This window comes from Herbiconiux daphne, from assembly GCF_024979295.1.
In the GTDB taxonomy this organism is placed as follows: domain Bacteria; phylum Actinomycetota; class Actinomycetes; order Actinomycetales; family Microbacteriaceae; genus Herbiconiux; species Herbiconiux daphnes.
The window spans coordinates 127,800-149,952 of the sequence record NZ_JANLCJ010000006.1 but is presented as its reverse complement, the minus strand read 5'-3'; the positions used below and the strand labels follow the sequence as shown (position 1 = coordinate 149,952).

Annotated in this window: 20 protein-coding genes and 1 pseudogene; 10 read left to right on the top strand and 11 right to left on the bottom strand. The window is 68.4% G+C overall.

All coding sequences use genetic code 11. From position 1 onward, the window contains the following. Window positions 1-2: 2 nt before the first annotated feature. Window positions 3-2,126, bottom strand: coding sequence for an MMPL family transporter (locus N1032_RS16740; RefSeq protein WP_259540322.1), 2,124 nt, complete (start codon window positions 2,124-2,126; stop codon window positions 3-5). Window positions 2,127-2,199: 73 nt separating this feature from the next. Between N1032_RS16740 and N1032_RS16735 the strand changes: the two genes are divergently transcribed. Further along, window positions 2,200-2,721, top strand: coding sequence for a MarR family winged helix-turn-helix transcriptional regulator (locus N1032_RS16735; RefSeq protein WP_259540320.1), 522 nt, complete (start codon window positions 2,200-2,202; stop codon window positions 2,719-2,721). Window positions 2,722-2,774: 53 nt separating this feature from the next. Here the strand turns inward: N1032_RS16735 and N1032_RS16730 are convergent, their stop codons facing one another. The 6 genes and pseudogenes from N1032_RS16730 to rpsF all read right to left on the bottom strand — a co-directional run. After that, window positions 2,775-3,002: a hypothetical protein gene (locus N1032_RS16730; protein ID WP_259540319.1), complete on the bottom strand. Its 228-nt coding sequence runs from the start codon at window positions 3,000-3,002 to the stop codon at window positions 2,775-2,777. Window positions 3,003-3,012: 10 nt separating this feature from the next. Further along, complete coding sequence (dnaB, locus tag N1032_RS16725; protein WP_259540318.1) at window positions 3,013-4,383, bottom strand: replicative DNA helicase; 1,371 nt, start codon at window positions 4,381-4,383, stop codon at window positions 3,013-3,015. 402 nt (window positions 4,384-4,785) lie between these two features. Beyond that, window positions 4,786-5,238 carry a 50S ribosomal protein L9 gene (rplI, locus tag N1032_RS16720; RefSeq protein WP_259540317.1) on the bottom strand — a complete coding sequence of 151 codons (453 nt, stop codon included), beginning with the start codon at window positions 5,236-5,238 and terminating at the stop codon, window positions 4,786-4,788. A 12-nt stretch (window positions 5,239-5,250) separates the two neighbouring features. Next, the gene (gene rpsR, locus N1032_RS16715) at window positions 5,251-5,514 is read right to left on the bottom strand and encodes a 30S ribosomal protein S18 (RefSeq protein ID WP_022895757.1); all 264 of its coding nucleotides are present in this window, start codon (window positions 5,512-5,514) and stop codon (window positions 5,251-5,253) included. 33 nt (window positions 5,515-5,547) lie between these two features. Further along, window positions 5,548-6,075, bottom strand: coding sequence for a single-stranded DNA-binding protein (locus N1032_RS16710; RefSeq protein ID WP_259540316.1), 528 nt, complete (start codon window positions 6,073-6,075; stop codon window positions 5,548-5,550). A gap of 125 nt (window positions 6,076-6,200) precedes the next feature. After that, window positions 6,201-6,545 (bottom strand): annotated as a pseudogene (gene rpsF, locus N1032_RS16705) (30S ribosomal protein S6); the annotation flags it as partial. Between the two features lie 159 nt (window positions 6,546-6,704). On the opposite strand from rpsF, the gene N1032_RS16700 reads away from it, so the two are divergent. The 3 genes from N1032_RS16700 (at window position 6,705) to N1032_RS16690 (ending at window position 9,876) form a co-directional block, all read left to right on the top strand. After that, the gene (locus N1032_RS16700; protein ID WP_259540314.1) at window positions 6,705-7,919 is read left to right on the top strand and encodes a glycosyltransferase; all 1,215 of its coding nucleotides are present in this window, start codon (window positions 6,705-6,707) and stop codon (window positions 7,917-7,919) included. After that, window positions 7,916-8,704: a PIG-L family deacetylase gene (locus tag N1032_RS16695; RefSeq protein WP_259540313.1), complete on the top strand. Its 789-nt coding sequence runs from the start codon at window positions 7,916-7,918 to the stop codon at window positions 8,702-8,704. The genes N1032_RS16700 and N1032_RS16695 overlap by 4 nt, the downstream gene beginning before the upstream one ends. 95 nt (window positions 8,705-8,799) lie before the next feature. Continuing rightward, the gene (locus N1032_RS16690) at window positions 8,800-9,876 is read left to right on the top strand and encodes an inositol-3-phosphate synthase (protein WP_259540312.1); all 1,077 of its coding nucleotides are present in this window, start codon (window positions 8,800-8,802) and stop codon (window positions 9,874-9,876) included. Window positions 9,877-9,997: 121 nt separating this feature from the next. On the opposite strand, the gene N1032_RS16685 is transcribed toward N1032_RS16690, so the two are convergent. After that, on the bottom strand, window positions 9,998-11,431 hold the full coding sequence (locus N1032_RS16685) for a CCA tRNA nucleotidyltransferase (protein ID WP_259540311.1): 1,434 nt from the start codon (window positions 11,429-11,431) through the stop codon (window positions 9,998-10,000). A gap of 147 nt (window positions 11,432-11,578) precedes the next feature. Between N1032_RS16685 and N1032_RS16680 the strand changes: the two genes are divergently transcribed. From N1032_RS16680 to N1032_RS16655, 6 genes are all read left to right on the top strand, one after another. After that, the gene (locus N1032_RS16680; RefSeq protein WP_259540310.1) at window positions 11,579-13,972 is read left to right on the top strand and encodes a DUF6049 family protein; all 2,394 of its coding nucleotides are present in this window, start codon (window positions 11,579-11,581) and stop codon (window positions 13,970-13,972) included. Then, window positions 13,965-15,581, top strand: coding sequence for a murein biosynthesis integral membrane protein MurJ (murJ, locus tag N1032_RS16675; protein ID WP_259540309.1), 1,617 nt, complete (start codon window positions 13,965-13,967; stop codon window positions 15,579-15,581). The genes N1032_RS16680 and murJ overlap by 8 nt, the downstream gene beginning before the upstream one ends. A gap of 93 nt (window positions 15,582-15,674) precedes the next feature. Beyond that, on the top strand, window positions 15,675-16,643 hold the full coding sequence (gene trxB / locus N1032_RS16670; protein ID WP_259540308.1) for a thioredoxin-disulfide reductase: 969 nt from the start codon (window positions 15,675-15,677) through the stop codon (window positions 16,641-16,643). Window positions 16,644-16,703: 60 nt separating this feature from the next. Next, the gene (gene trxA, locus N1032_RS16665) at window positions 16,704-17,027 is read left to right on the top strand and encodes a thioredoxin (RefSeq protein WP_259540307.1); all 324 of its coding nucleotides are present in this window, start codon (window positions 16,704-16,706) and stop codon (window positions 17,025-17,027) included. A gap of 125 nt (window positions 17,028-17,152) precedes the next feature. Then, window positions 17,153-18,472, top strand: coding sequence for an aminotransferase-like domain-containing protein (locus N1032_RS16660; protein ID WP_259540306.1), 1,320 nt, complete (start codon window positions 17,153-17,155; stop codon window positions 18,470-18,472). A gap of 4 nt (window positions 18,473-18,476) precedes the next feature. Continuing rightward, window positions 18,477-19,445, top strand: coding sequence for a D-alanine--D-alanine ligase family protein (locus tag N1032_RS16655; RefSeq protein ID WP_259540305.1), 969 nt, complete (start codon window positions 18,477-18,479; stop codon window positions 19,443-19,445). A 77-nt stretch (window positions 19,446-19,522) separates the two neighbouring features. Here N1032_RS16655 and N1032_RS16650 read toward each other — a convergent pair whose 3' ends face one another. The 3 genes from N1032_RS16650 to rsmG all read right to left on the bottom strand — a co-directional run bounded on the left by N1032_RS16650 (window position 19,523) and on the right by rsmG (window position 22,144). Beyond that, window positions 19,523-20,503: a ParB/RepB/Spo0J family partition protein gene (locus N1032_RS16650; protein WP_259540304.1), complete on the bottom strand. Its 981-nt coding sequence runs from the start codon at window positions 20,501-20,503 to the stop codon at window positions 19,523-19,525. Continuing rightward, window positions 20,493-21,407: a ParA family protein gene (locus N1032_RS16645; protein ID WP_259540303.1), complete on the bottom strand. Its 915-nt coding sequence runs from the start codon at window positions 21,405-21,407 to the stop codon at window positions 20,493-20,495. Before N1032_RS16645 ends, N1032_RS16650 begins: the two co-directional genes overlap by 11 nt. Window positions 21,408-21,520: 113 nt before the next feature. Then, window positions 21,521-22,144 carry a 16S rRNA (guanine(527)-N(7))-methyltransferase RsmG gene (rsmG, locus tag N1032_RS16640; RefSeq protein WP_259540428.1) on the bottom strand — a complete coding sequence of 208 codons (624 nt, stop codon included), beginning with the start codon at window positions 22,142-22,144 and terminating at the stop codon, window positions 21,521-21,523. Window positions 22,145-22,153 lie beyond the last annotated feature (9 nt).

The window sequence follows — 22,153 nt, the reverse complement described above, 5'->3', positions numbered from 1 at the left end:
GTTTATTGCGCTGCGCCTGAGTGCCTCGCGTGCGCCCGTCGTGCGGGGTGCGACGGCCACCAGAACGCCTCTCCGGTGAGGAAGACGAGCGCCGGCACGAGCACCGTGCGCACCACCAGCGTGTCGAGAAGCACGCCGATGCACACGATGACTCCGATCTGCGTCAGCGCTACGACGGGCAGCACCCCGAGCACCGCGAAGACGGCGGCCAACAGGATGCCGGCACTCGTGATCACCCCGCCGGTCGACGAGAGGGCGCGCACCATGCCCTCCCGGGTGCCGTGCCGCCGGGCCTCCTCACGTGCCCGGGTGACCAGGAAGATGTTGTAGTCGACGCCGAGCGCCACGAGGAACAGGAACGCGAACAGGATGACGTTGGAGTCGAACGCCGCGAAGCCCAGCAGGTTCTGGAAGATGACGTTCGACGCCCCGAGGCTCGCGAAGAACGTCGCCAGCACGCTCGCGATGAGCAGCACCGGCGCCACCAGTGAGCGCAGCAGCAGCGCCAGGATGGTGAACACGATCGCCAAGATCAGCGGGATGATGAGCGCCTGGTCGGCCGCGGCCGCCGTGTTCGTGTCGAGCGCGGTGGCGTCGCTGCCCCCGACGAGCGACTCACCGGCGCCGCTGCCGGCGCCGCCACCCGCCTCCGCGTAGGCCGCGCGCAGCGCCTCGATCGTCGCGAACGTCTCATCGCTCTCGGGCTCGCTCGCCAGCGACACGTCGAGCCGGGTGAGACCGCCGGCGCTCTCGCCGGCCCGCACCGACTCGACGCCGTCGACTCCCTCCGCGATGGCGGTGGCGTCGGCCACGGCGGCATCCGGGGTCAGCACGACCGTCTGACCGGTGAGCCCGGCCGAGAACGACTCGTCGACGACGCGCTGGGCGACCACCGACTCGGGGTCACCGATCAGCTGATCGGTCTGCGACAGCCCGACCCGGTAGCCCGAGAGTCCGAGCGCGAGCACCCCGATTCCGAGGGTGGCGACGATCGCCACGATGCCGGGGCGCTTCGAGACGCCTCGGCCGAGGCGCATCCAGAGTCCGGGTCGCGCGGCGGCGTGATGGTGCCCGGCCGCGGCATCCGCTGAGCCCCCGGATGCCGCCCGCGGCACGAACGGCCAGAACAAGCCGCGCCCGCACACCACGAGCGCCGCCGGCAGCACGAGCAGGGCGAACAGGATGGCGATGACCACCCCGATCGCACACGCGAAACCGAGCGCGCGGTTGCCGGCGAGCTGCGCGAACAACAGTGTCACGAGACTCAGCGCGACGGTGCCGCCACTTGCGGCGATGGCCGGGCCCGCGCTCGTCACCGCGGTGAGCATGGCGCGGTGACGGTCGCTCTCGTGGGTGAGCTCCTCGCGATAGCGGGCAACGAGCAGCAGGGCGTAGTTGGTCCCGGCGCCGAACACGAGCACCGACAGTATGCCGCCGATCGAGGCGTCGATCACGATGCCGAGGGGTTCGGCGAGACTCGTCACCACGACCCGCGCCAGACCGTCGGCGAGCCCGACGACGGCGAGCGGCACGATCCAGAGCACCGGGCTGCGGTAGGTGATGATGAGCAGCACGGCGACGACGATCACGGTGACGAGCAGCAGCCGGAAGTCGGCACCGGCGAAGGCGCCGGAGATGTCGGCCTGAAACCCGACCGGGCCGGTGAGCTGGGCGGTGAGCCCGTCGGGCAGGCCCGCCGAGGCGTCGGCGCGCAGGCCCGCGGCGGTGGCCTCGATGTCGTCGTCGGCCTCGTCGCCGTCGAGTGGCACCACGACGAGCGCCGCGGCTCCGTCGTCGCTGAACTGGGGCACGACGGCCTGCGGGGCCATGGAATCGTCGGCGAGCGTCGCGGCGGCGGCACTGATCGCGTCGCGATCGGCCTGCGTCAGAGCGTCGCCGCCTCGGCTGTAGACGAGGATGCCGGCGGTGCTCTCGGCGGAGGGGAACTCCTCGAGCAGAGCATTCACCCGCGCGGACTCGCTCGACTCGGGCAGCCCCGACGGCGGAAAGCTGTCGCTCGATCCGCTCGGCAGCAGGGCGAACAGCAGCGCCACGGCCACGACGGCGAGGCCCAGGGAGACCCACGCGGTGCGTCGAGCGCTCACGAAACGGGCGATCGAACGCATCCGTCCTCCAACGATTCAGTCCACGGCTTTATCGCTAAGCAACTTAGCTACCTATTGGATTAGCATGTCAGTCATGGCGCACGCTCGCAACTCGCACGACGACGAGGTCACCGCTGCCTGGTCGCGTGACGAGCTGGCCGAGCACGTGCCGGATGCGAACTCCATCAACAACGCGCTGCACGAGATCAACACGCTCTCGCGGGCGTTCGAGCGGCGCCTCGGCAACGTGCTCACGGTCAACCAGACCGATCTCGCCGCGATGGAGCACCTCATCCAGGAGGGGCCGCTCACCCCGAGCGAGTTGGCTGCGCGGCTCAACGTGTCGACCGCGGCGAGCACACTCGTGGTCGACCGCCTGGTGGCCCTCGGCCACGTGGAGCGGCACCGCCACGAGCACGACCGCCGCAAGATCGTCGTGGTGCCGTCGCGGGCATCCGTCAATCGGGCGGTCGATCAGCTGATGCCGGTCATCCTGGGCATCTCCGCGCTCGTCGACGACCTTCCCGAGAACGACAGGACGGTCGTCGAAGGCTTTCTCGAGCGGGTGATCGGCGTCTACAGCCGAGCCGTCGCGGCACCGCTCGACGGCGACTGACCGCGCGCCCGAGCTGCGGCGCCGTGGCACACCGCAGCGGCACCCAGCGGTGCTCACGGCTCGCGGTGCGACATCCGCTCGATCACGCGCGGCGCGATGACGAACAACGAGATCGTGCCGATCACCGCTCGCAGCAACGCGAACAGCAGCACCCACCAGCCCACGCCGTTACCCGCCACGAGGTAGCCGACCCCCACCGCGGCCAGCACCACGTCGAGCACGTAGGGCACCCGCAGCCAGAACAGCAGCCGGCGGGTCGGGTCGATGCCCGTGGAATCCATGCCCTCCAGGCTACGCCGCGGGCATGTCGGCGAAGCGGGAGAAGTGGCCGTGGAAGCCGACCGTGATGGTGGCCGTGGGGCCGTTGCGGTGCTTGGCCACGATGAAGTCGGCCTCGCCGGCGCGCGGGTTGTCTTTCTCGTAGGCGCCCTCGCGGTGCAGCAGGATGACCATGTCGGCGTCTTGCTCGAGCGAGCCCGATTCACGCAGGTCGCTGATGGCGGGCTTCTTGTCGGAGCGCTGCTCGGGACCACGGTTGAGCTGCGACAGCGCGATGACCGGCACCTGCAGCTCCTTCGCCATGAGCTTCAGCGCTCGTGAGAACTCCGAGACCTCCTGCTGGCGGCTCTCGACCTTCTTGCCGCTCGTCATGAGCTGCAGGTAGTCGATCACCACGAGCTTGAGGCCGACCTTCTGCTTCAGCCGGCGGCACTTGGCGCGGATCTCGACCAGCGTCATGTTGGGGCTGTCGTCGATGTAGAACGGGGCGTCGTTGATGCGGCCGCGCGTCGAGGCCAGCGTCGTCCAGTCGCGGCCCTCGATGCGCCCCTTGCGCATGCTCTGCAGGGGCACGGATGCCTCGGCCGAGAGCAGGCGCATCGCGATCTCCGAGCGCCCCATCTCGAGCGAGAAGAAGATCGACGGCATGTCGTGCTTGATCGATGCCGCGCGGCAGAAGTCGAGCGCGAGCGTCGACTTGCCGAGCGCCGGACGCGCGGCCACGATGATCATCTGCCCCGGGTGGAAGCCGTTGGTGAGGTTGTCGAGATCGGCGAAGCCGGTGGGCACACCGGTCATCTGGCCGTCTTTGCCGGCGGCCGCCTCGATCTCGTCGATGGCCGCCGTGACCGCCACGGTGAGCGGAACGTAGTCTTCGACCTCGACGCCGCCGTTGACGGCGTAGATCTCGGCCTGCGCGTTGTTGACGAGGTCGGTGACCTCGCCCTCGCTCGCGTAGCCCATCTGCACGATGCGCGTGCCGGCCTCGACGAGACGCCGCAGCACGGCCTTCTCGCTGACGATCGAGGCGTAGTAGCCGGCGTTCGCGGCCGTCGGCACGAGGCTCGTGAGCGTGTGCAGGTATTCGGCGCCGCCGGCCCGGTTGAGCTCCCCGGTCTTGGTGAGCTCGTCTGTGACCGCGATGACGTCGGTCGGCTCGCCGTGGGAGTAGAGGTTGAGGATCGCCTCGAAGATCACCTCGTGCTTGGGAATGTAGAAGTCGACCGCCCGCATGACCTCGACCACGTCGGCCACCGCGTCTTTGCTCAGCAGCATGCCGCCCAGGGCGCTCTGCTCGGCGAGCAGGTCGTGCGGCGGAGTGCGGTCTCCGGCGCGCGACTCCGGTCGCTGTTCTCCGGCGAGACCGAGGTGGGCGATCGACACTGTGACTCCTGATCTGCCGTGGGAACGGCGCACGACGGTATGCACCATTCCTAGCCCCGACGGCTGACATCGGGTTCCCCCTGGGGTGCTGCCCAAGACTAGGAACGCTGCCTCACTCCACACAAACAGCCTTGTGGATAAGGGTGTGGAATGTGTGCGCGAAACGCCGGGACTGGTGTGTGTAATCTGTGGACTGGCCTGTGGAGAACCGGTGGGGTTTTGGTCGAAATAGGTGCTTGACCAGGGTATCCTGCATTCCACACACTGTGAGTCGAGACATCCTTCGACCAACGCTTGAATGTTGGTTTTGGGCCGCGAGCCTGTGTACAGAGTTGGGGAAATCTCGGCGCGAAAAAGGGGCGCCAAGCGCCGTCAGGCTCTTGACACCCCTTCTCGATGTGACTACTTTGCTGCGACCACCTGGAGGGTGATCGTGGCGGAGAGGTCGTCACGAAGGCGCACGGTGGCCTCGTGGGTTCCCGTCACCTTGATGGCGTTGGGGATCTCGATCTTGCGCTTGTCGAGCGACCCGATGCCGGCGGCGGAGACCGCGTCAGCGATGTCGGAGGTCTTGACGGAGCCGAAGAGGCGCCCGCCCTGGCCGGCCTTGACGACGAGCTTGACGGTGGCGTTCTCGAGCGTCTGCTTGAGGTGCTGGGCCTCTTCGATCGTGGCGAGCTCACGAGCGGTGCGAGCCGCCTTGATCTGCTCGATCTGCTTCTCGCCACCGCGGCTCCACGCCACGGCGAAGCCCTGCGGGATGAGGTAGTTGCGAGCGAAGCCGTTCTTGACGTCGACGACGTCGCCGGCCGACCCGAGTCCGGTCACCTCGTGGGTGAGAATGAGTTTCGACATGGTTGCTGCTCCTTAGCGGCCCGAGCCGGCGTAGGGCAGAAGTGCCATTTCGCGGGCGTTCTTGACGGCACGGGCGATGAGGCGCTGCTCCTGGACGGAGACTCCCGTGATGCGGCGGGCGCGGATCTTTCCACGCTCCGAGATGAACTTGCGAAGGGTCGCAACGTCCTTGTAATCGATGACTCCGACGCGAATGGACTTCGCGGGAGCGGCGTTCTTCGCGCCTTTGGCACCGCGGAGCGGCTTGCGGCGGTCGCCGCTTGACTTTCCAGCCATGGTTTTACTGTCCTGTTCTGAAAGAAGAGAAGTTTAGAAGGGGGTGTCGTCGGCGTAGCTGCCGGGAGTGTTCCAGACGTCGCCGCCGGTGCCTGCGGGGCCCGAGGGTGCGCTGGCTGCCCAGGGCTCCTCGACGGCACCCTGGCCGCCGCGCTGACCGCCGCCGAAGCTGCCGCCACCGCCGCCGGCGCCACCACTGGTGGCGCGAGTGACCTGTGCGGTCGCGTAGCGCAGCGAGGGGCCGATCTCGTCGACCTCGAGCTCGATCGAGGTGCGCTTCTCGCCCTCTTTCGTCTCGTAGGAACGCTGCCGCAGACGGCCGGTCGCGACGACGCGGCTTCCCTTGGTGAGCGATCCGGCGACGTGCTCGGCGAACTCACGCCAGACACTCGCGCGCAGGAACAGAGCCTCGCCGTCTTTCCAGTCGTTCGACGCGCGGTCGAAGGTGCGAGGAGTCGAGGCGATCGTGAAGTTCGCGACCGCGAGCCCGTTCTGCGTGTAGCGCAGCTCGGGGTCGGCGGTGAGGTTGCCCACCACGGTGATGACGGTTTCGCCGGCCATGAGGCTTACTCGCTCGCGGTCGCGGCGGCCGTTGCAGGAGCGGCAGCAGCCGCAGCCGGCTTCGCAGACGCAGCCTTGACGGCGGCGGCCGGAGCAGCCGAGCTCGGAGCCGAAGCGGCCGGAGCGGCAGCCTTCGGGTTGGCTGCCTTGCGGGCGGCCTTCTCTTCGGCGAGCTTCGACGCGGCGGCGACCTGGGCGATGGCCTCTTCGGCACGCAGCACCTTGGTGCGCATGACCGCTTCCGACAGCTTCAGCTGACGGTCGAGTTCCTTCGTGGCGTCGGCCGACGCGGTGAGGTTGACGACGGCGTAGATGCCTTCGGTCTTCTTGTTGATCTCGTAGGCGAGGCGACGGCGGCCCCAGATGTCGACGTTGTCCACGGTGCCACCATCGTTGCGGATGACGTTGAGGAACTTGTCGAGGCTCGGTGCCACGGTGCGCTCGTCGATCTCTGGATCGAGGATCACCATGAGTTCGTACTGATGCGTCACAAACCCACCTCCTTCGGACTAGAACGGCCACAGACGATCTGTGACAGGAGGGTTATGCATCTGTCTCGCACCCGCGTGAGGAATCCCACTGGGCACAAGACAACTTCCTTACCCTACCAGATGTGTGAAAGTGAGGGAGTGAGTTTCCGCGTCGCCCTCGTCTCGCTGCACACGTCTCCGACGGCGCATCCGGGCGCGGCAGACGCCGGGGGGATGAACGTCTTCCTCGTCGGTCTCGCCGAGGCGCTGGCCGCACGCGACATCGAGGTCGAGCTGATCAGCCGCGCCACCTCACCGGGCGAAGCGGATGCCGCATCCGCCACCACCCCGCAGGGCGTGCCGGTGCGCTTCCTCCCCGCGGGGCCGCTCACCGCCGTGGCCAAGAACCGGCTGGTTCCCTTGGCGGGCGCCTTCGGACGCGCACTGTCGGCCCTGCCGCGGTTCGACATGGTGCACTCCCACTACTGGCTCTCGGGTCTCGCGGCCCTTCCGGTCGCCGAGGCCTGGGGCGCGCCGCACGTGCAGAGCCTGCACACGGTGGCCGCCGTGAAGAACGAGCAGCTCGCCGACGGCGACTCTCCCGAATCCGCCGAACGCCTCGACGGCGAACGGATGCTGACCCGCTCGTCGGCTCTCACCATCGCCGCCACGGCTGCCGAGCGCGACGCGATCGAACGCGCGTATGGGGCGCCCGCACACCGCCTCGTCGTCGTCGCTCCTGGTGTCGACACCGGGCTCTTCCACCCCGGGCCCCGGAAGGCGCCCGGCCGGCCGATCGCGGTGATGCTCGCGCGCATCCAGCCGCTCAAGGCGCCCGACCTCGCCATCGCCGCGATCGCCGCCATCCCTGCCGAGCGGCGCCCTCGGCTCGTGATCGCCGGTGGCACGAGCCCCGGCCACGACGACTACGCCGGTCGTCTGCGTCGACAGGTCGAGCATCTGGGTCTCGCCGCCGACGTGACGTTCTTGCCGCCCCAGTCGCGCGCGGCGACCGCGGAGCTGCTCCGCGTGGCCTCGGTGCTGCTGGTTCCCTCATTCTCCGAGACCTTCGGCCTAGTCGCCCTCGAGGCGGCGGCGAGCGGAACGCCCACGATCGCGTTCCGCACGGGCGGCCTCGCGGAGTCGGTGGTCGACGGGGTCAGCGGCATCCTTCTGCCCACCAGAGACCCGGATGCCTGGGGCCGGGCCATCGACGCCCTGCTTCACGACCCGACACGCCTGGCGGCACTCTCGGCCGGCGCTTCAGCGCACGCCGAGCGTCACACCTGGGCCCGCGCGGCCGACGAGACCGCCGCTCACTACGAGCGTCTGCTCGCCGGGAACGCGACCGAGATGAAGGAGCCTGACCTGTGAACGCACTGCCTGACCCGGCGCCGCTTGTGCGAGCCTTCGGCGACGCACCGGTCTTTCTGCACGCCCACCCCGACGACGAGTCGATCTCGACCGGCGGCACGATCGCCGCACTCATCGAGGCCGGCGCGACCGTCACGGTGCTGACCGGCACCCGGGGAGAGCGGGGCGAGGTGGTGCCCGGAGAACTGCACGGCCTCGAGGGCACCGACGAGCTCGCTCCCCACCGGGTGGACGAACTCGCCGCGGCTCTTGCGGCGCTCGGCGGCCCCCGGCACGCGTTCCTCGGCGAGGCGCCGGCGCGAGCGCCCGGGCTCCCGGCACGGGAGTATTCCGATTCCGGCATGCGCTGGGGAGCCGACGGATTCGCCGAGCCCGCCGACGATGCGGCACCGCACTCCCTGAGCCTCGCTCCCCTCGGCGAGGTCGTCGACGACGTTCTCGCCGCGGCCGGCCGTCCCACCGCCGTCGTGAGCTACGACCCTGTAGGCGGCTACGGGCATCCCGACCACGTGCGCATGCACTACGCCGCACTCGAGGTGGCGCGGCGTCTCGGTATCCCGTTCTTCGCCATCGTCGAGCCGCGGGTCGAGGCGCGCGTCGAGGCGCCGTCCGGGCTGCCGGCCGGCCGCGAGCTGACCGTCGAACTGGGCGACCTCGTCGCCACCAAGATCCGCGCGATGGCGGCCCATCGAACGCAGCTCACGATCGACGGCCCCGACTTCGTGCTGAGTGGTGGGCAGCGGCATCCGGTGGCCGTGGTCGAGCGGTTCCGCCGAGTGACCTGAGGCACCGATGCCGAGGCTCTCCGCTGCTGCGGATAGAATCGTTGAGTTTTGACAACGAATAACCCGACGACAACAAAACAAGAGGGCTGCAGCGAATGAGCATCAAGGTCGCGATTGCGGGAGTGGGCAACTGTGCGAACTCACTCATCCAAGGAGTGACGTACTACGCCGATGCCGATGAGTCCGAGGCGATTCCGGGGCTCATGCACACGCGCTTCGGCGCCTACCACGTGGGCGACATCGAGTTCGTGGCGGCGTTCGACGTCGACGCCGCGAAGGTCGGCGTCGATCTGGCCGACGCCATCTGGGCGAGCGAGAACAACACCCTCAAGTTCGCCGACGTCGCGCCCACGGGCGTCACCGTGCAGCGCGGACCGACCCTCGACGGCCTCGGCGAGTACTACGTCGAGATGATCGACGAATCCGACGCCGAGCCGGTGGATGTCGCGGCCGCCCTGCGCGCATCCGGTGCCGAGGTGCTCGTGTGCTACCTGCCCGTCGGCTCCGATGACGCGGCGAAGTTCTACGCCCAGGCCGCGCTCGACACGGGTGTGGCGTTCGTGAACGCCATCCCGGTGTTCATCGCCTCCGACCCGGAGTGGGCGGCGAAGTTCGTGGCGGCGGGGCTGCCGATCGTCGGCGACGACATCAAGAGCCAGGTCGGCGCCACCATCACCCACCGCGTGCTCGCCCGGTTGCTCGAGAGCCGCGGCATCAAGATCGACCACACCTACCAACTCAACGTGGGTGGCAACATGGACTTCAAGAACATGCTGGAACGCCGCCGACTCAACTCGAAGAAGATCTCGAAGACCCAGGCCGTGACGAGCAACATCGACATCGACCTGCCCGCCGACGACGTGCACATCGGCCCGAGCGACCACGTGCCGTGGCTCGACGACCGCAAGTTCGCCTTCGTGCGCCTCGAGGGTCACGGGTTCGGCGGCGCCCCGATGAGCTTGGAGTACAAGCTCGAGGTGTGGGACTCGCCGAACTCGGCCGGCGTCATCATCGACGCCGTGCGCGCGGCGAAGGTGGCGCTCGACGCCGGCATCGGCGGCCCGATCGAGTCGGCGAGCGCCTACTTCATGAAGTCGCCCGCCGTTCAGCTGCCCGACGACGTCGCGCGCGCCGCCCTCGAGCACTTCATCGCGGCGAACACCCCCGCCTGACGCCCCGCTCCCGCGGCCTCGCCCGCTCGCTCGGGAGGCCGATCCACCTTCCGGAGGCCACAACGGCCTCCCGAAGGCTGCCGGCCACCCGATGGCCTCCCGAGGAGAGAAGAACCCGCCGCTACCCCTCCGAGCGCGCCGCCCACCACGCGAGCAGCCGCTCGGTGGCCTGCTGCTCCGAGAGCGGCCCCTCGTCGAGCCGCACCTCCAGCAGGTAGGCATAGGCCTCGCCGACCACGCGCGACGGCGGGATGCCGAGGATCGCCATGATCTGCTCGCCGTTGAGGTCGGGCCGAACGGCCGCCATCTCCTCCTGCGCCGCGAGCGTCGTGATGCGGTCTTCGAGGTCGTCGTAGGCGAAGGCCAGCTGGTCGGCCTTGCGCCGGTTGCGGGTGGTCACGTCGGCCCGGGTGAGGATGTGCAGGCGCTCGAGCTGGTCGCCGGCATCCCGCACGTAGCGGCGCACGGCCGAGTCGGTCCACGCGCCGTCGGAGTAGCCGAAGAACCGCAGATGCAGTTCGATCAGCCGGCCGACCGCGGCGATGGTGTCGTTGTCGAACCGCAGCGCCTTCAACCGCTTCTTGGCGAGCTTCGAGCCCACCACGTCGTGATGATGGAAGCTGACCTGGCCGCCGGGCTCGTTGCGCTTGGTGGCGGGCTTTCCGATGTCGTGCAGCAGGGCCGCCAGCCGCAGCACGAGGTCGGGCGGCGACCCCGGATGCCGCGACTTCTCGAGATCGATGGCCTGATCGAGCACGGTCAGACTGTGTTGGTAGACGTCTTTGTGGTGATGGTGCTCGTCAGCCTCGAGCCGTAGCGCGGGGATCTCGGGAATGATCAGCTCGGCCAGCCCGCTGTCGACCAGCAGCTCGATGCCCCGGCGCGGCGCATCCGTCTTTAGCAGTTTCGAGAGCTCGTCGTTCACCCGCTCGACCGACACGATGCCGATGGAGTCGCGCATCTCCGAGATGGCGACCGCCGCGTCGACCGACACCGTGAAACCGAGCTGAGCGCTGAACCGGATGGCGCGCAGCATGCGCAGCGGGTCGTCGCCGAATGACACCTCGGGCGTTCCCGGGGTGCGCAGCACGCCCGCCACGAGGTCGTCCATGCCGTGCGACGGGTCGACGAGCACGAGCTCGGGCACGCGCAGGGCCATCGCGTTCACGGTGAAGTCGCGGCGCCGCAGATCGCCCTCGAGGGTGTCGCCGAACGACACCTCGGGCTTGCGGCTCTTGTGGTCGTACTCATCCGAACGATATGTCGTGATTTCGACGCTCTCGCCGTCGATGCGCGCCGCGATCGTGCCGAAAGCGCGCCCGACGTCCCACTGCGCCTGCGAGATCGGCGTCACGATGGCCAGAATCTGATCGGGCGTGGCATCCGTCGTGAAATCGAGGTCGGTGATCGCGCGGCCGAGGAACGCGTCGCGCACCGGCCCGCCCACCAGCGAGAGCTCGTGGCCGGCTTCGGCGAACGCCGCCGCGAGTGTCGCCACAGGACCACTCGCCGCGAGCTTCTCGAGGAATTCGAGGGACTGCTGAACCGGCTGCACCGATCCATTTTAGCCGGGGCTCGCGCCGGGCCACGGCGGTTGGCGGTTCTCCCAGGCCTGTTCTTCTAGAATCGCGTGTATGGATGCGGCCGCCGACGTGCGTGCCCACGACCACCTATGAACTCATCAGCGCGACGATTGTTCCGAGTGGCGCCCGCGATCGCAGTCAGCGCGCTGCTCGCCGGTGCTGTGCTCGCGACCCCGCTCGCGGCCTGGGGTTCGTCGCTCGCCGACACGACCCCCGCGCCGTCGGCGACCAGCTCGCCCGCCCCCACTGATTCCGGTGCCGATGCCCCGACGTCGGCGACGGATGCCGCGGTCTCCGCCGTCTCGCTGGCCCTTGCGCCGGCCGGCAACGGCGTGGTCGGCCCCGGGGCCGACCTGACGCTCACGTTCGAGATGACGAACCCCGGTCTCGAGACCATCGACGGCGGCTCGGTCGACATCGTGATCGACCGGTCGGAGCTCGACGGCACCGGCGCCTACAGCACCTGGCTCGACGGCGAATCGGCCGAGACGACCGTCACGGCCGAGAACGGCACGGCCACCGGCACCACGACCAGCCCCGCGACCGGCACCACCGCCTCCACCGACGCGTCCACCCTGGTGACCGTGGCGACCACCCCCCTGCCGCCCGGCGGCTCCCACACTCAGCAGCTGACCGTTCCCGCCGCCGACCTGCAGCTCGACGCCTGGGGCGTCTACGGCGTCGGCGCGACCCTCTCCGTCGACGGCGCCGTCGTGGGCGCTGCCCGCTCGACCATTGTCTACGACGACGGCACCACCCCCGCGCCTCCCGTCGCCGGCGTGACGGTCATCGCACCGATCACGAGCCTGCCGAGCAGCACCGGCCTCATTCCGGCTGCCGCGCTCGAGGCGGCCACCAACGAGGCCGGCAGCCTCACGCGAGAACTGGATGCCGTGGTCGACCGCCCGGTCACCCTCGCGGTCGATCCCCGCATCATCGTGTCGATCCGGGCACTCGGCTCCACCGCGCCCGCCTCGGCCGTGGCCTGGCTGGAGCGCCTCGACGCGGCCTCGAATCCCGTCATCCCGCTCACCTTCGCCGACTCCGACATCGCCGGCGAGCACCAGGCCGGCGCCCCCGCCGTGCTCGCCCCGACATCCTTCGCCTACGCCCTCGACCCGGCGAACTTCACCGACGTCGACGAGCTCATCGAGCCCACCGCCACCGCGACCCCCACGCCGACCGTCACGGCGTCACCGGGCGCCGAGCCCACCCCGACCCCCGCCCCCGTGGCGGTGCCGACCCTCGAGCAGCTGACCGACTGGGACTACACGAGCACCTCGATCGCCTGGCCGCGCAGCGGCTCCGTCGTGGCCGACGACCTGCCGTTCTTCGCGCAGTCGGGCCTCACCACCAGCATCGTCGACTCCGCGCAGCTCGTGGCCGCCTCGGGCGCCGGCGACCCGGTCGACGCGAGCGTCACGGCGGGCGATCAGAACGTGCTCGTCGCCGACCACAGCGTGTCGCTGGCGTTCCAGAACGCCCTGGCCGCGTCGAGCGACACCCGCCGGGGTGAGGCCCTCGCCGAGCTGTCGGGTTCGCTGGCGATCGCCGCCCGAGCCGGCACCGAAGCATCCGGCACCGACTCAGCTGGCACGGACGCAGCCGGCACAGACGCAGGCACCGACCCCCGCCAGGTGCTCGCCGTTCTCGACCGCAACGCCATGAACCTCGGCTCGATCGATCAGGCGCTCAGCGTGATGCAGTCCCTGGCCTGGGCCACCCCCGCCCCGCTCGACTCCCTGCTCGCCACGACCCCCACCCAGGTGGTCAGCGTGCTCGACGCCCCGGAATCCGCCGAACGCGTGGCCCAGATCGCCAACCTGCTGGGTGGTTCGCAGCGCATCGACGCCTTCTCGTCGGTGCTCACCGACCCGCTCGTGCTCACCGGCGAGAGCCGCGCCGACCTGCTCGCCCTGCTGTCGAACAGCTGGACCCCCAACGAAGGCGGCTGGAACGTCGCCGTGCAGGCCAACCTCGACGCGACCGCCACCACGCTCGCGTCGGTGCAGGTGATCGACGGCTCGAGCATCAACCTGCTCGCCAACCAGGCCAACCTGCCGGTCACCATCAGCAACGAGCTGCCCTATCCCGTCACCGTCGTGCTGCACGTCACCCCCTCGAACGGCCGGCTCGTGGTCGAGAAGAGCGACGTCGAGGTCACGATCGAGGCCAGCTCGCGCAAGGGCGCCCAGATCCCCGTCGAGGCGGGCGTGGCGAACGGGCCGGTGACACTGAGTTTCCAGCTGCTGAGCCCCACGGGCGTTCTGCTGTCGACCCCGTCACCGGTGGTCGTCAACGTCAGCGCCGACTGGGAGACCTGGGGCACGGTGATCGTGGCTGTGCTGGTGGTCGCGCTCTTCGGGTTCGGCATCGTGCGCAACATCCTTCGCCGTCGCAAGCGGCATCGCGACGGAGATCCGGATGCCGCCGATGCCGAGCCCGACCCCAACGCGCCGATCTCCCCCGAACCGGCACCGCCGGCTGTCGCCGTGCGGGAACCGCATGAGTAGCCCGAGCATCGGGCGATCGAGCGCGCTGCTCGCCTCGGGCACCATCGTGTCGCGGGTGATGGGCTTCGTGCGCACGATCATCCTGGCCCAGACGATCGGTGTCGTCGGCAGCGCGAGCGCCGACGCCTTCGCGGTGGCGAACCAGCTGCCCAACAACATCTACGCCATCATCGCCGGGGGCACCCTGAGCGCCGTGCTCGTGCCGCAGATCGTGCGCGCCATGCTGCACTCCGACGGCGGCAAGGGCTACATCAACAAGCTCCTCACCATCACGATGGTGATCCTCGGCGGCACGACGCTCGCCGCGACGCTGCTCGCCCCCGTGCTCGTCACCATCTCGGCCGCGGCCATGAACGGCGAGCAGCGGGCGCTGGCCATCGCGTTCGCCTACTGGTGCCTGCCGCAGATCTTCTTCTACGGCCTCTACACGGTGCTCGGCGAGGTGCTCAACGCCAAGAACGTGTTCGGTCCGTTCACCTGGGCGCCCGCGCTCAACAACGCGATCTCGATCATCGGGCTCGTCGTGTTCATGGTGCTCTTCGGTGCCGACCCCGACGGCGAGCGCCAGGTTGCCGACTGGACGCCCGACAAGATCGCGGTGCTCGCGGGGTTCACCACGCTGGCGGTCGTGGCGCAGGCCCTCGTGCTGTTCCTCTCGTGGCGCCGGGTGGGCATCCGCTACCGCCCCGACTTCGCCTGGCGCGGGGTGGGCCTCGGCTCGGCCGGCAAGCTCGCGGGCTGGACCTTCGGCATGCTGCTCGTCACCCAGGCCGCCGGGCTGGTCGAGACCAACGTGGCCGTGCTCGCCTCGGGCAACGACTCGTCGGTGGCGGCAATCCAGAACGCCTGGCTCATCTTCATGCTGCCGCACTCGCTCGTGACGGTGTCGATCGTCACCGCCTACTTCACCAAGATGAGCGGTCACGCCAACCGCGGTGAGACGCCGCAGCTGCGCGCCGACGTGTCGGCCGCCATCCGCACCACCTCGTTGTTCATGGTGCTCGCGATGTTCCTGCTCATGGTGGTGGCCTACCCGTTCACGAGCCTGTTCAACCGCAGCTTCTTCGGCACCTCGTCGATGGGCGACGTGCTGATCGCGTTTCTGATCGGGCTCATCCCATTCACCGTGCTCTTCGTGCTGCAGCGGGTGTTCTACTCGCTCAGCGACACCCGCACGCCGTTCTTCCTGCAGGTGCTGCAGGCGTCGATCTTCACCGTTCTGGCCCTCGGCTGCGCGTTCCTGCCCGACGAGTGGATCGCCGTGGGCCTCGCGCTCGCCCTGTCGTTCGCCACCGGCATCCAGACTCTCGTCGCCGCCGTCATCATCAGGCGCCGCCTGGGCGGCACGGGTGGAGCGGCCGTGCTGCGCAGCTTCGGGCGGTACTTCGCGGCCGCCATCCCGGCCTCGATCGCGGGCTACCTGCTGCTGCTCGCGCTCGGCGGCACCACCGAGGGCGGCTTCGCGGTGTCGCGCTACCTGCCCGCCATCCTGTCGATGGCCGCCATCGGGGCCGTGATGCTCGGGGTCTATCTCGGTGCGCTGTTCCTGCTGCGCTCCCCCGAACTCTCGGATGCGCTGGGGCCCCTGCGAGCCCGCTTGAAGCACTGATCCCGCGGAATAGACCGCGGTTAGGATGTGTTGTAACGGACAAGTGAGCGCACCAGAAGTGTGCCCATCATTCATCCTCAGGAGCGGAACGACATGCGCGAGATCATCATCATCGGGTCAGGGCCCGCGGGTTTCACGGCGGCGATCTATGCGGCACGTGCCGGTCTCAAGCCCTTGCTGCTCGCCTCGAGCGTCGAAGCCGGCGGTGAGCTGATGAACACGACCGAGGTCGAGAACTTCCCCGGCTTCCCCGAGGGCATCCAGGGCCCCGAGCTCATGATGAAGCTGCAGGAGCAGGCCGAGAAGTTCGGCACCGAGGTCATCCTCGACGACGTGACGAGCGTTCACCTGGAAGGCGACGTCAAGACCGTCGAGACCGGCTACAGCGGCACCTTCGAAGCCCGCTCGGTGATCTTCGCCACCGGCTCCGCCTACCGCAAGCTCGGTCTGCACGACGAAGAGCGCCTGTCGGGCCGCGGCGTCTCGTGGTGTGCCACCTGCGACGGCTTCTTCTTCAAGACCAAAACGATCGCGGTCGTCGGCGGTGGCGACTCCGCCATGGAGGAGGCCACCTTCCTCACCCGCTTCGCCGAGAAGGTCTACGTCGTGCACCGCAAAGACTCGCTGCGCGCCTCGAAGATCATGCAGGAGCGTGCCTTCGGCAACGACAAGATCGAGTTCGTCTGGAACTCCGAGGTCGTCGGCATCTCGGGCGAGAATGCCGTCGAGGCGCTCAACCTGCGCGACACCGTCACCGGCGAACTGAGCGAGCTTCCGGTGCAGGGACTGTTCGTCGCCATCGGCAACGACCCCCGCGTGCACCTCGTGCACGGCCAGCTCGACCTCACCGCCGACGGCACGATCGCCGTTCAGGGCCGCTCGTCGAAGACCAACCTCTCCGGCGTGTTCGCCGCCGGCGACGTGATCGACCCGCACTACCGCCAGGCGGTCACCGCCGCGGCGTCGGGCACGGTCGCCGCCCTCGACGCCGAAGAGTTCCTCGCCGCGCTCGACCAGGCCGAGGCGGAGCTGCACGCAGACGACTTGGTGCCCGCCAAGTAGAACGACCCCGCATCGGGATGCCCGGTGCGGCCCCAGACTGACCACACGAAAGAAGGAATGATGTCCAACGCCAAGGCTGTTTCCGACGCCAGCTTCGATGCCGACGTCCTGAAGTCCGACAAGACGATCCTGGTCGACTTCTGGGCCGAATGGTGCGGCCCGTGTCGCGCCGTCGCCCCGATCCTCGACCAGATCGCCGCCGAGCACAGCGACAAGATCGAGATCGTCAAGCTCAACGTCGACGACAACCCGCAGACCGCCATGAAGTACCAGATCACCTCGATCCCGGCACTCAAGGTCTACAAGGGCGGCGAGGTCGTGAAGACGATCATCGGCGCCAAGCCGAAGGCGGCCCTCGAGGCCGACCTGGCCGCGTTCATCTAAGACGCAGCAACTCCCCTGAGCCGGCCTCACGGCCAGTTCCTCTCGAGTGGCCCGCCGCATCCGTGCGTCGGGCCACTTTTGCATGTCATACGATTGAATTTCGGTCAACGTCGGGATGTACGTCAGTGAGCAGTCAGAACCCCCCACTTTCCGCGGGTAACAACCTCGACCCGTGGTACTACAACTACGCCGAGCGCACCGCCGGCCTCGCGGCATCCGAAGTGCGTGCCCTCTTCGCCGTGGCCTCCCGACCCGAGGTGGTCTCGTTGGCCGGAGGCATGCCCGCCGTGTCTGCGCTGCCGCAAGAGCTCGTGATCGACTCGATGAACAGAGTCATGCGTGAGCAGGGATCGGTCGCGCTGCAGTACGGCTCGGGGCAGGGTGTTCCGGCGCTGCGCGAGCAGATCCTCGACGTCATGGCCATGGAGGGCATCCGCGCGAGCGCCGACGACGTCGTGGTGACCACCGGGTCGCAGCACGCCCTCGAGCTGGTGACGAAGCTCTTCATCGACCCCGGTGACGTGGTGCTCGCCGAGGGGCCGAGCTACGTCACGGCGATCGTCATCTTCCGGTCGTTCCAGGCCGAGACCCACCACGTGGCGATGGACGAGCACGGCATGATCCCCGAGTCGCTGCGCGAGAACATTGCGCGCCTCAAGGCGGCCGGCAAGAAGATCAAGTTCCTCTACACGATCCCGTCGTTCCAGAACCCCGCCGGCGTGACCCTGAGCTGGGAGCGACGACTCGAGATCCTCGCGATCGCGAAGGAGAACGGCATCCTCGTTCTCGAAGACAACCCCTACGGCCTGCTGCACTTCGATGCTCCCCCGCCCCCGGCACTGCGCTCGGTCGAGCAAGACGGAGTCATCTATCTCGGCACGTTCTCGAAGACGCTCGCGCCCGGCTTCCGGGTGGGCTGGGCGCTCGCGCCGCACGCCATCCGCGAGAAGCTCATCCTCGCCAACGAGGCCGCCGTGCTCTCGCCGAGCTCGTTCAGCCAGCTCGTGATCTCGGAATACCTCGACACCATCGACTGGCGCGCTCAAGTGGACCGTTTCCGCGGGGTCTACAGGGAGCGAAAAGATGCCATGATCGGGGCTTTAACCGAATACCTGCCCAATCTGAAGTGGACCGACCCCGACGGCGGTTTCTACGTCTGGCTGACCCTTCCGCCCTACCTCGACTCGAAGCAGATGCTCCCCCGTGCCGTGAAGGAACTGGTCGCCTACACTCCCGGCACCGCGTTCTACGCCGACGGCGGGGGTCGCAACAACATTCGTCTGTCGTTCTGCTACCCGACGCCGGAAGCGATCCGGGTCGGCATCCGTCGTCTGCAGAATGTGATCAACGGCGAGATCGATCTGCTCGAGACCTTCTCGGCCACGGGACCGCTCGAGACCGTGCGCGACCGCAACTTCTCCGCACCGCCCCCGAACCTGGATTGAACTGATGAGCGAATCGAACTCCCCCCGCACCGTCGTCGTTCTCGCCGGCGGCATCTCGCATGAGCGCGACGTGTCGCTGCGCTCCGGCCGTCGGGTGGCCGACAGTCTGGTCGAGCGTGGGCACCGCGTGATCCTGCGCGATCCGGATGCCGGACTGCTGCAGTTCCTCGACGAGACCCGGCCGGACGTCGTCTGGCCGGCGCTGCACGGCGCGAGTGGCGAAGACGGCGCTCTGCGGGCGTTGCTCGACATGCTCGACATCCCCTACGTCGGATCGCAGCCCAACCCTGCGCGGCTCGCCTGGCACAAGCCCACGGCGAAGGTGCTCGTGGAGCGCGCCGGGTTCGCGACCCCTCGGTCGATCACCCTGCCGCGCGACACCTTCCGCGAGCTGGGGGCGACTCAGGTGCTCGCGCGCGTCGCGGCGGCGCTCGGGGACGACCTCGTGGTGAAGCCGGCCATGGGCGGCTCGGCTCAGGGAGTCGGCGTCATCGACACGGCCGACGATCTACCGCGCGCCGTGGTCGACGCGTACACCTACGGTGAGGTCGCCCTCATCGAGCAGCGCGTGCGGGGTGTCGAGGTGTCGGTGGGCATCATCGACCTGGGCGACGGGCCGTTCGCGCTTCCGGCGGTGGAGATCGAGCCGACATCCGGGGTGTACAGCTTCGAAGCCCGCTACAACGCCGGCGAGACGCGGTTCTACGCACCCGCGCGACTCGACGATGACATCGCCGCCACCGCGCAGCAGACGGCGCTGGCGATTCACGAGGCGCTGGGGCTGCGACACATCTCGCGTGTCGACCTGATCGTCGACGCCAGCGGCGTGTCGTGGTTCCTCGAGGCCAACGTGCTGCCGGGGCTCACCGAGACCTCCACCGTGCCGCAGGGCATCATCGCGGCCGGCTTCACGCTGGGCTCGGTCTACGAAACCCTCAGCGAGGTTGCGATCGCCTCGTCTGCTCGCTCGTAGCGAGGCCGAAGCGGGAGATGTTTCACGTGAAACATCATGAGCCCCGAAACCGCTTCAATGAACGGGGCGCCGATGTTTCACGTGAAACGTGGGCCGCTGCCCGTAGGAACCGCGCCGAAGCCGTCTTCGCCCAACTCGGCGAGGATGCGGTTGAGATCCTGGATCGTCGCGAAGTCGATCACGATCTGACCCTTGGCCCGGCCCAAACTCACGCGCACGCGGGTGTTGAGACGGTCGCCGAGTCGCTCGCCGATCTCGTCGAGATGCCCGCGCTTGGTGCCTGCCGTGGTCTTCGCTCGTGATTGTTTCGGCGCCGACGAGGCCAGCGCCTCCGCTGCACGCACCGAGAGGTCTTCGTTCACGATCTTGTCCGCGAGTTTGGTCATCGCGTCGACATCGCCCACCGCGAGCACCGCGCGGGCGTGACCTGCGCTGAGAACGCCGGATGCCACGCGGTTCTGCACCGCCGGAGGCAAGCGCAACAGGCGAAGAGTGTTGGTGATCTGAGGGCGGGAGCGCCCGATGCGCTCAGCCAGCTGGTCTTGGGTGATGCCGAAGTCATTGAGCAGCTGCTGGTAGGCGGATGCCTCTTCCAACGGGTTGAGCTGCGAGCGGTGGAGGTTCTCGAGCAGCGCGTCGCGCAGCATGTCTTCGTCGGCCGTGTCTTTGATCACCGCGGGAATGGTGTCGAGGCCGGCCTCTTTGGTCGCGCGGAGGCGGCGCTCGCCCATGACCAGCTCATACTGCTGATCGGAGCCGTCTTCGCGGGGGAGTTCACGCACGACGATCGGCTGCAGCACGCCGATCTCACGCACCGAGTGCACGAGTTCCGCGAGATCCGCCGCGTCGAACACGCTGCGCGGCTGCTTCGAGTTGGGCACGATGCTGTTCGGGTCGAGCTGTGCCAGCCGCGCGCCCGGAACGGCCACCAGGTCGGTGCTGGGAGCCGGGGCGTCGAAGAACACGTCGACCGGCCGGGATCCCTCTACGCGGGGCTCGTCGGTGGGGATCAGGGCGCCGATGCCACGACCGAGACCGGCTCTCTTCTTAGTTGCCACGATGAGAAGCTCCTCGTTCTGCTATTTCTGCGGCTGCCTCCAGGTAAGAGACCGAGCCGGGGGATCCGGGATCGAAGCTGATGACGGTCTGCCCATAACTCGGCGCCTCGGAAATGCGCACGGAACGGGGGATCACCGCCGACAACGTCTGTTCGGGGAAGTGGGTGCGCACATCCTCCGCCACCTGGAACGCCAGGCGCGTGCGCCCGTCGTACATGGTGAGCAGAATGGTCGAGACCGCGAGCGTCGGGTTCAGGTGCCGCTCGATCAGGCTGATGTTGTTGAGCAGCTGGCTGAGACCCTCGAGCGCGTAGTACTCGCACTGAATCGGGATCAGCACCTCCCGCGCGGCCACGAAAGCATTGATGGTGAGCAGGCCGAGCGACGGTGGGCAGTCGATGAACACGTAGTGGAAGCCGGCGCCGGCTTCCTCCATCTGCGCCAGGAAGCGGTCGAGGCTGCCGCGGAGCCGCTGTTCGCGCGCCACCATCGGCACCAGCTCGATCTCCGCGCCGGCCAAGTGGATCGTGGCCGGCAGGCAGAACAGATTGTCCGACTCCGGGCTCTGCTGCACGATGTCGGCGATCGACTCGTCGTGGATGAGCACGTCGTAGACACTCGGTTTGTCGCCGCGGTGATCAACACCGAGCGCGGTCGATGCATTGCCCTGGGGGTCGAGATCGATCACGAGCACACGAGCGCCCTCGCGGGCCAGGGCGGCCGCGAGGTTGACGGTGGTCGTGGTCTTACCCACGCCGCCCTTCTGGTTCGCGACGGTCAACACCCGCGGCGTCGACGGAAGGGGAAACTCTCGCATGGCCAGTCGCCGCTTTCGTTGAGACAGGTCTGCAAGCTCGCGAGCCAGCGGAGTCGACGCATCGAAGGCGGTTGCATCACTGGTCATTCACAAAATCCTGTCGGTATGTTTCACGTGAAACATGGGGGGAGCGCGGAGCCCGAACGGACGTCTTGATCGTATCGAACTACTCTGACACCGCAGTCACCGGCACGGCCCACTCACGGAACCCGGGCGCGAATCACGCGGGTGATGTCGACACCAACGGATGCCCCGACCTCGAGCACCTCGACGTCAGTGAGCTTGTACTTGCGAATGGCCTTCTCAGCGGCCTCGATCTCTTTCGCCGCACCCGCGCCCTTCATCAGCACCATCTCGCCGCCACGCTTCAGCAGCGGAGCGGCGAGCGGGATCAACTTGCTGAACGCGCTGACGGCACGGGCCGTCACTTGATCGAGTCGGTCGTGCAGCTTCAGGTCTTCTGCACGCGCCCGTAGCACGGTGACGTTATCGAGACCGAGCAGCTTCCGCTGCTCTTCCAGCCAGGCCACGCGGCGCTCCATCGGTTCGATCAGGGTGAACTCGACGTCAGGCCGTGCGATCGCCAGCACGATGCCCGGCAGGCCCGCACCACTGCCGATGTCGCCGACGGTGCCGGGCCGAAGCAGGGGAGCGACCACGGCACAGTTGATGATGTGCCGACTCCAGATGCGGGGAAGTTCGAGCGGACCGATCAGGCCGAGCTCCTCACCACGCGCCACGAGGTCGGCCGTGAACGCCCGCGCCAACGCGATCCGGTCGCCGAAGATCGCGGCCGCGGCAGCGGGCTCGCTCTCGATCGCGATCGGAGGGTC

Bases quoted from the DNA above. Each gene is read 5' to 3' on its own strand.
- N1032_RS16740 (WP_259540322.1), bottom strand. From the start codon at position 2,126: ATGCGTTCGATCGCCCGTTTCGTGAGCGCTCGACGCACCGCGTGGGTC.
- N1032_RS16735 (WP_259540320.1), top strand. From the start codon at position 2,200: ATGGCGCACGCTCGCAACTCGCACGACGACGAGGTCACCGCTGCCTGG.
- N1032_RS16730 (WP_259540319.1), bottom strand. From the start codon at position 3,002: ATGGATTCCACGGGCATCGACCCGACCCGCCGGCTGCTGTTCTGGCTG.
- rplI (WP_259540317.1), bottom strand. From the start codon at position 5,238: ATGTCGAAACTCATTCTCACCCACGAGGTGACCGGACTCGGGTCGGCC.
- rpsR (WP_022895757.1), bottom strand. From the start codon at position 5,514: ATGGCTGGAAAGTCAAGCGGCGACCGCCGCAAGCCGCTCCGCGGTGCC.
- N1032_RS16710 (WP_259540316.1), bottom strand. From the start codon at position 6,075: ATGGCCGGCGAAACCGTCATCACCGTGGTGGGCAACCTCACCGCCGAC.
- N1032_RS16690 (WP_259540312.1), top strand. From the start codon at position 8,800: ATGAGCATCAAGGTCGCGATTGCGGGAGTGGGCAACTGTGCGAACTCA.
- murJ (WP_259540309.1), top strand. From the start codon at position 13,965: ATGAGTAGCCCGAGCATCGGGCGATCGAGCGCGCTGCTCGCCTCGGGC.
- trxB (WP_259540308.1), top strand. From the start codon at position 15,675: ATGCGCGAGATCATCATCATCGGGTCAGGGCCCGCGGGTTTCACGGCG.
- trxA (WP_259540307.1), top strand. From the start codon at position 16,704: ATGTCCAACGCCAAGGCTGTTTCCGACGCCAGCTTCGATGCCGACGTC.
- N1032_RS16655 (WP_259540305.1), top strand. From the start codon at position 18,477: ATGAGCGAATCGAACTCCCCCCGCACCGTCGTCGTTCTCGCCGGCGGC.
- N1032_RS16645 (WP_259540303.1), bottom strand. From the start codon at position 21,407: ATGACCAGTGATGCAACCGCCTTCGATGCGTCGACTCCGCTGGCTCGC.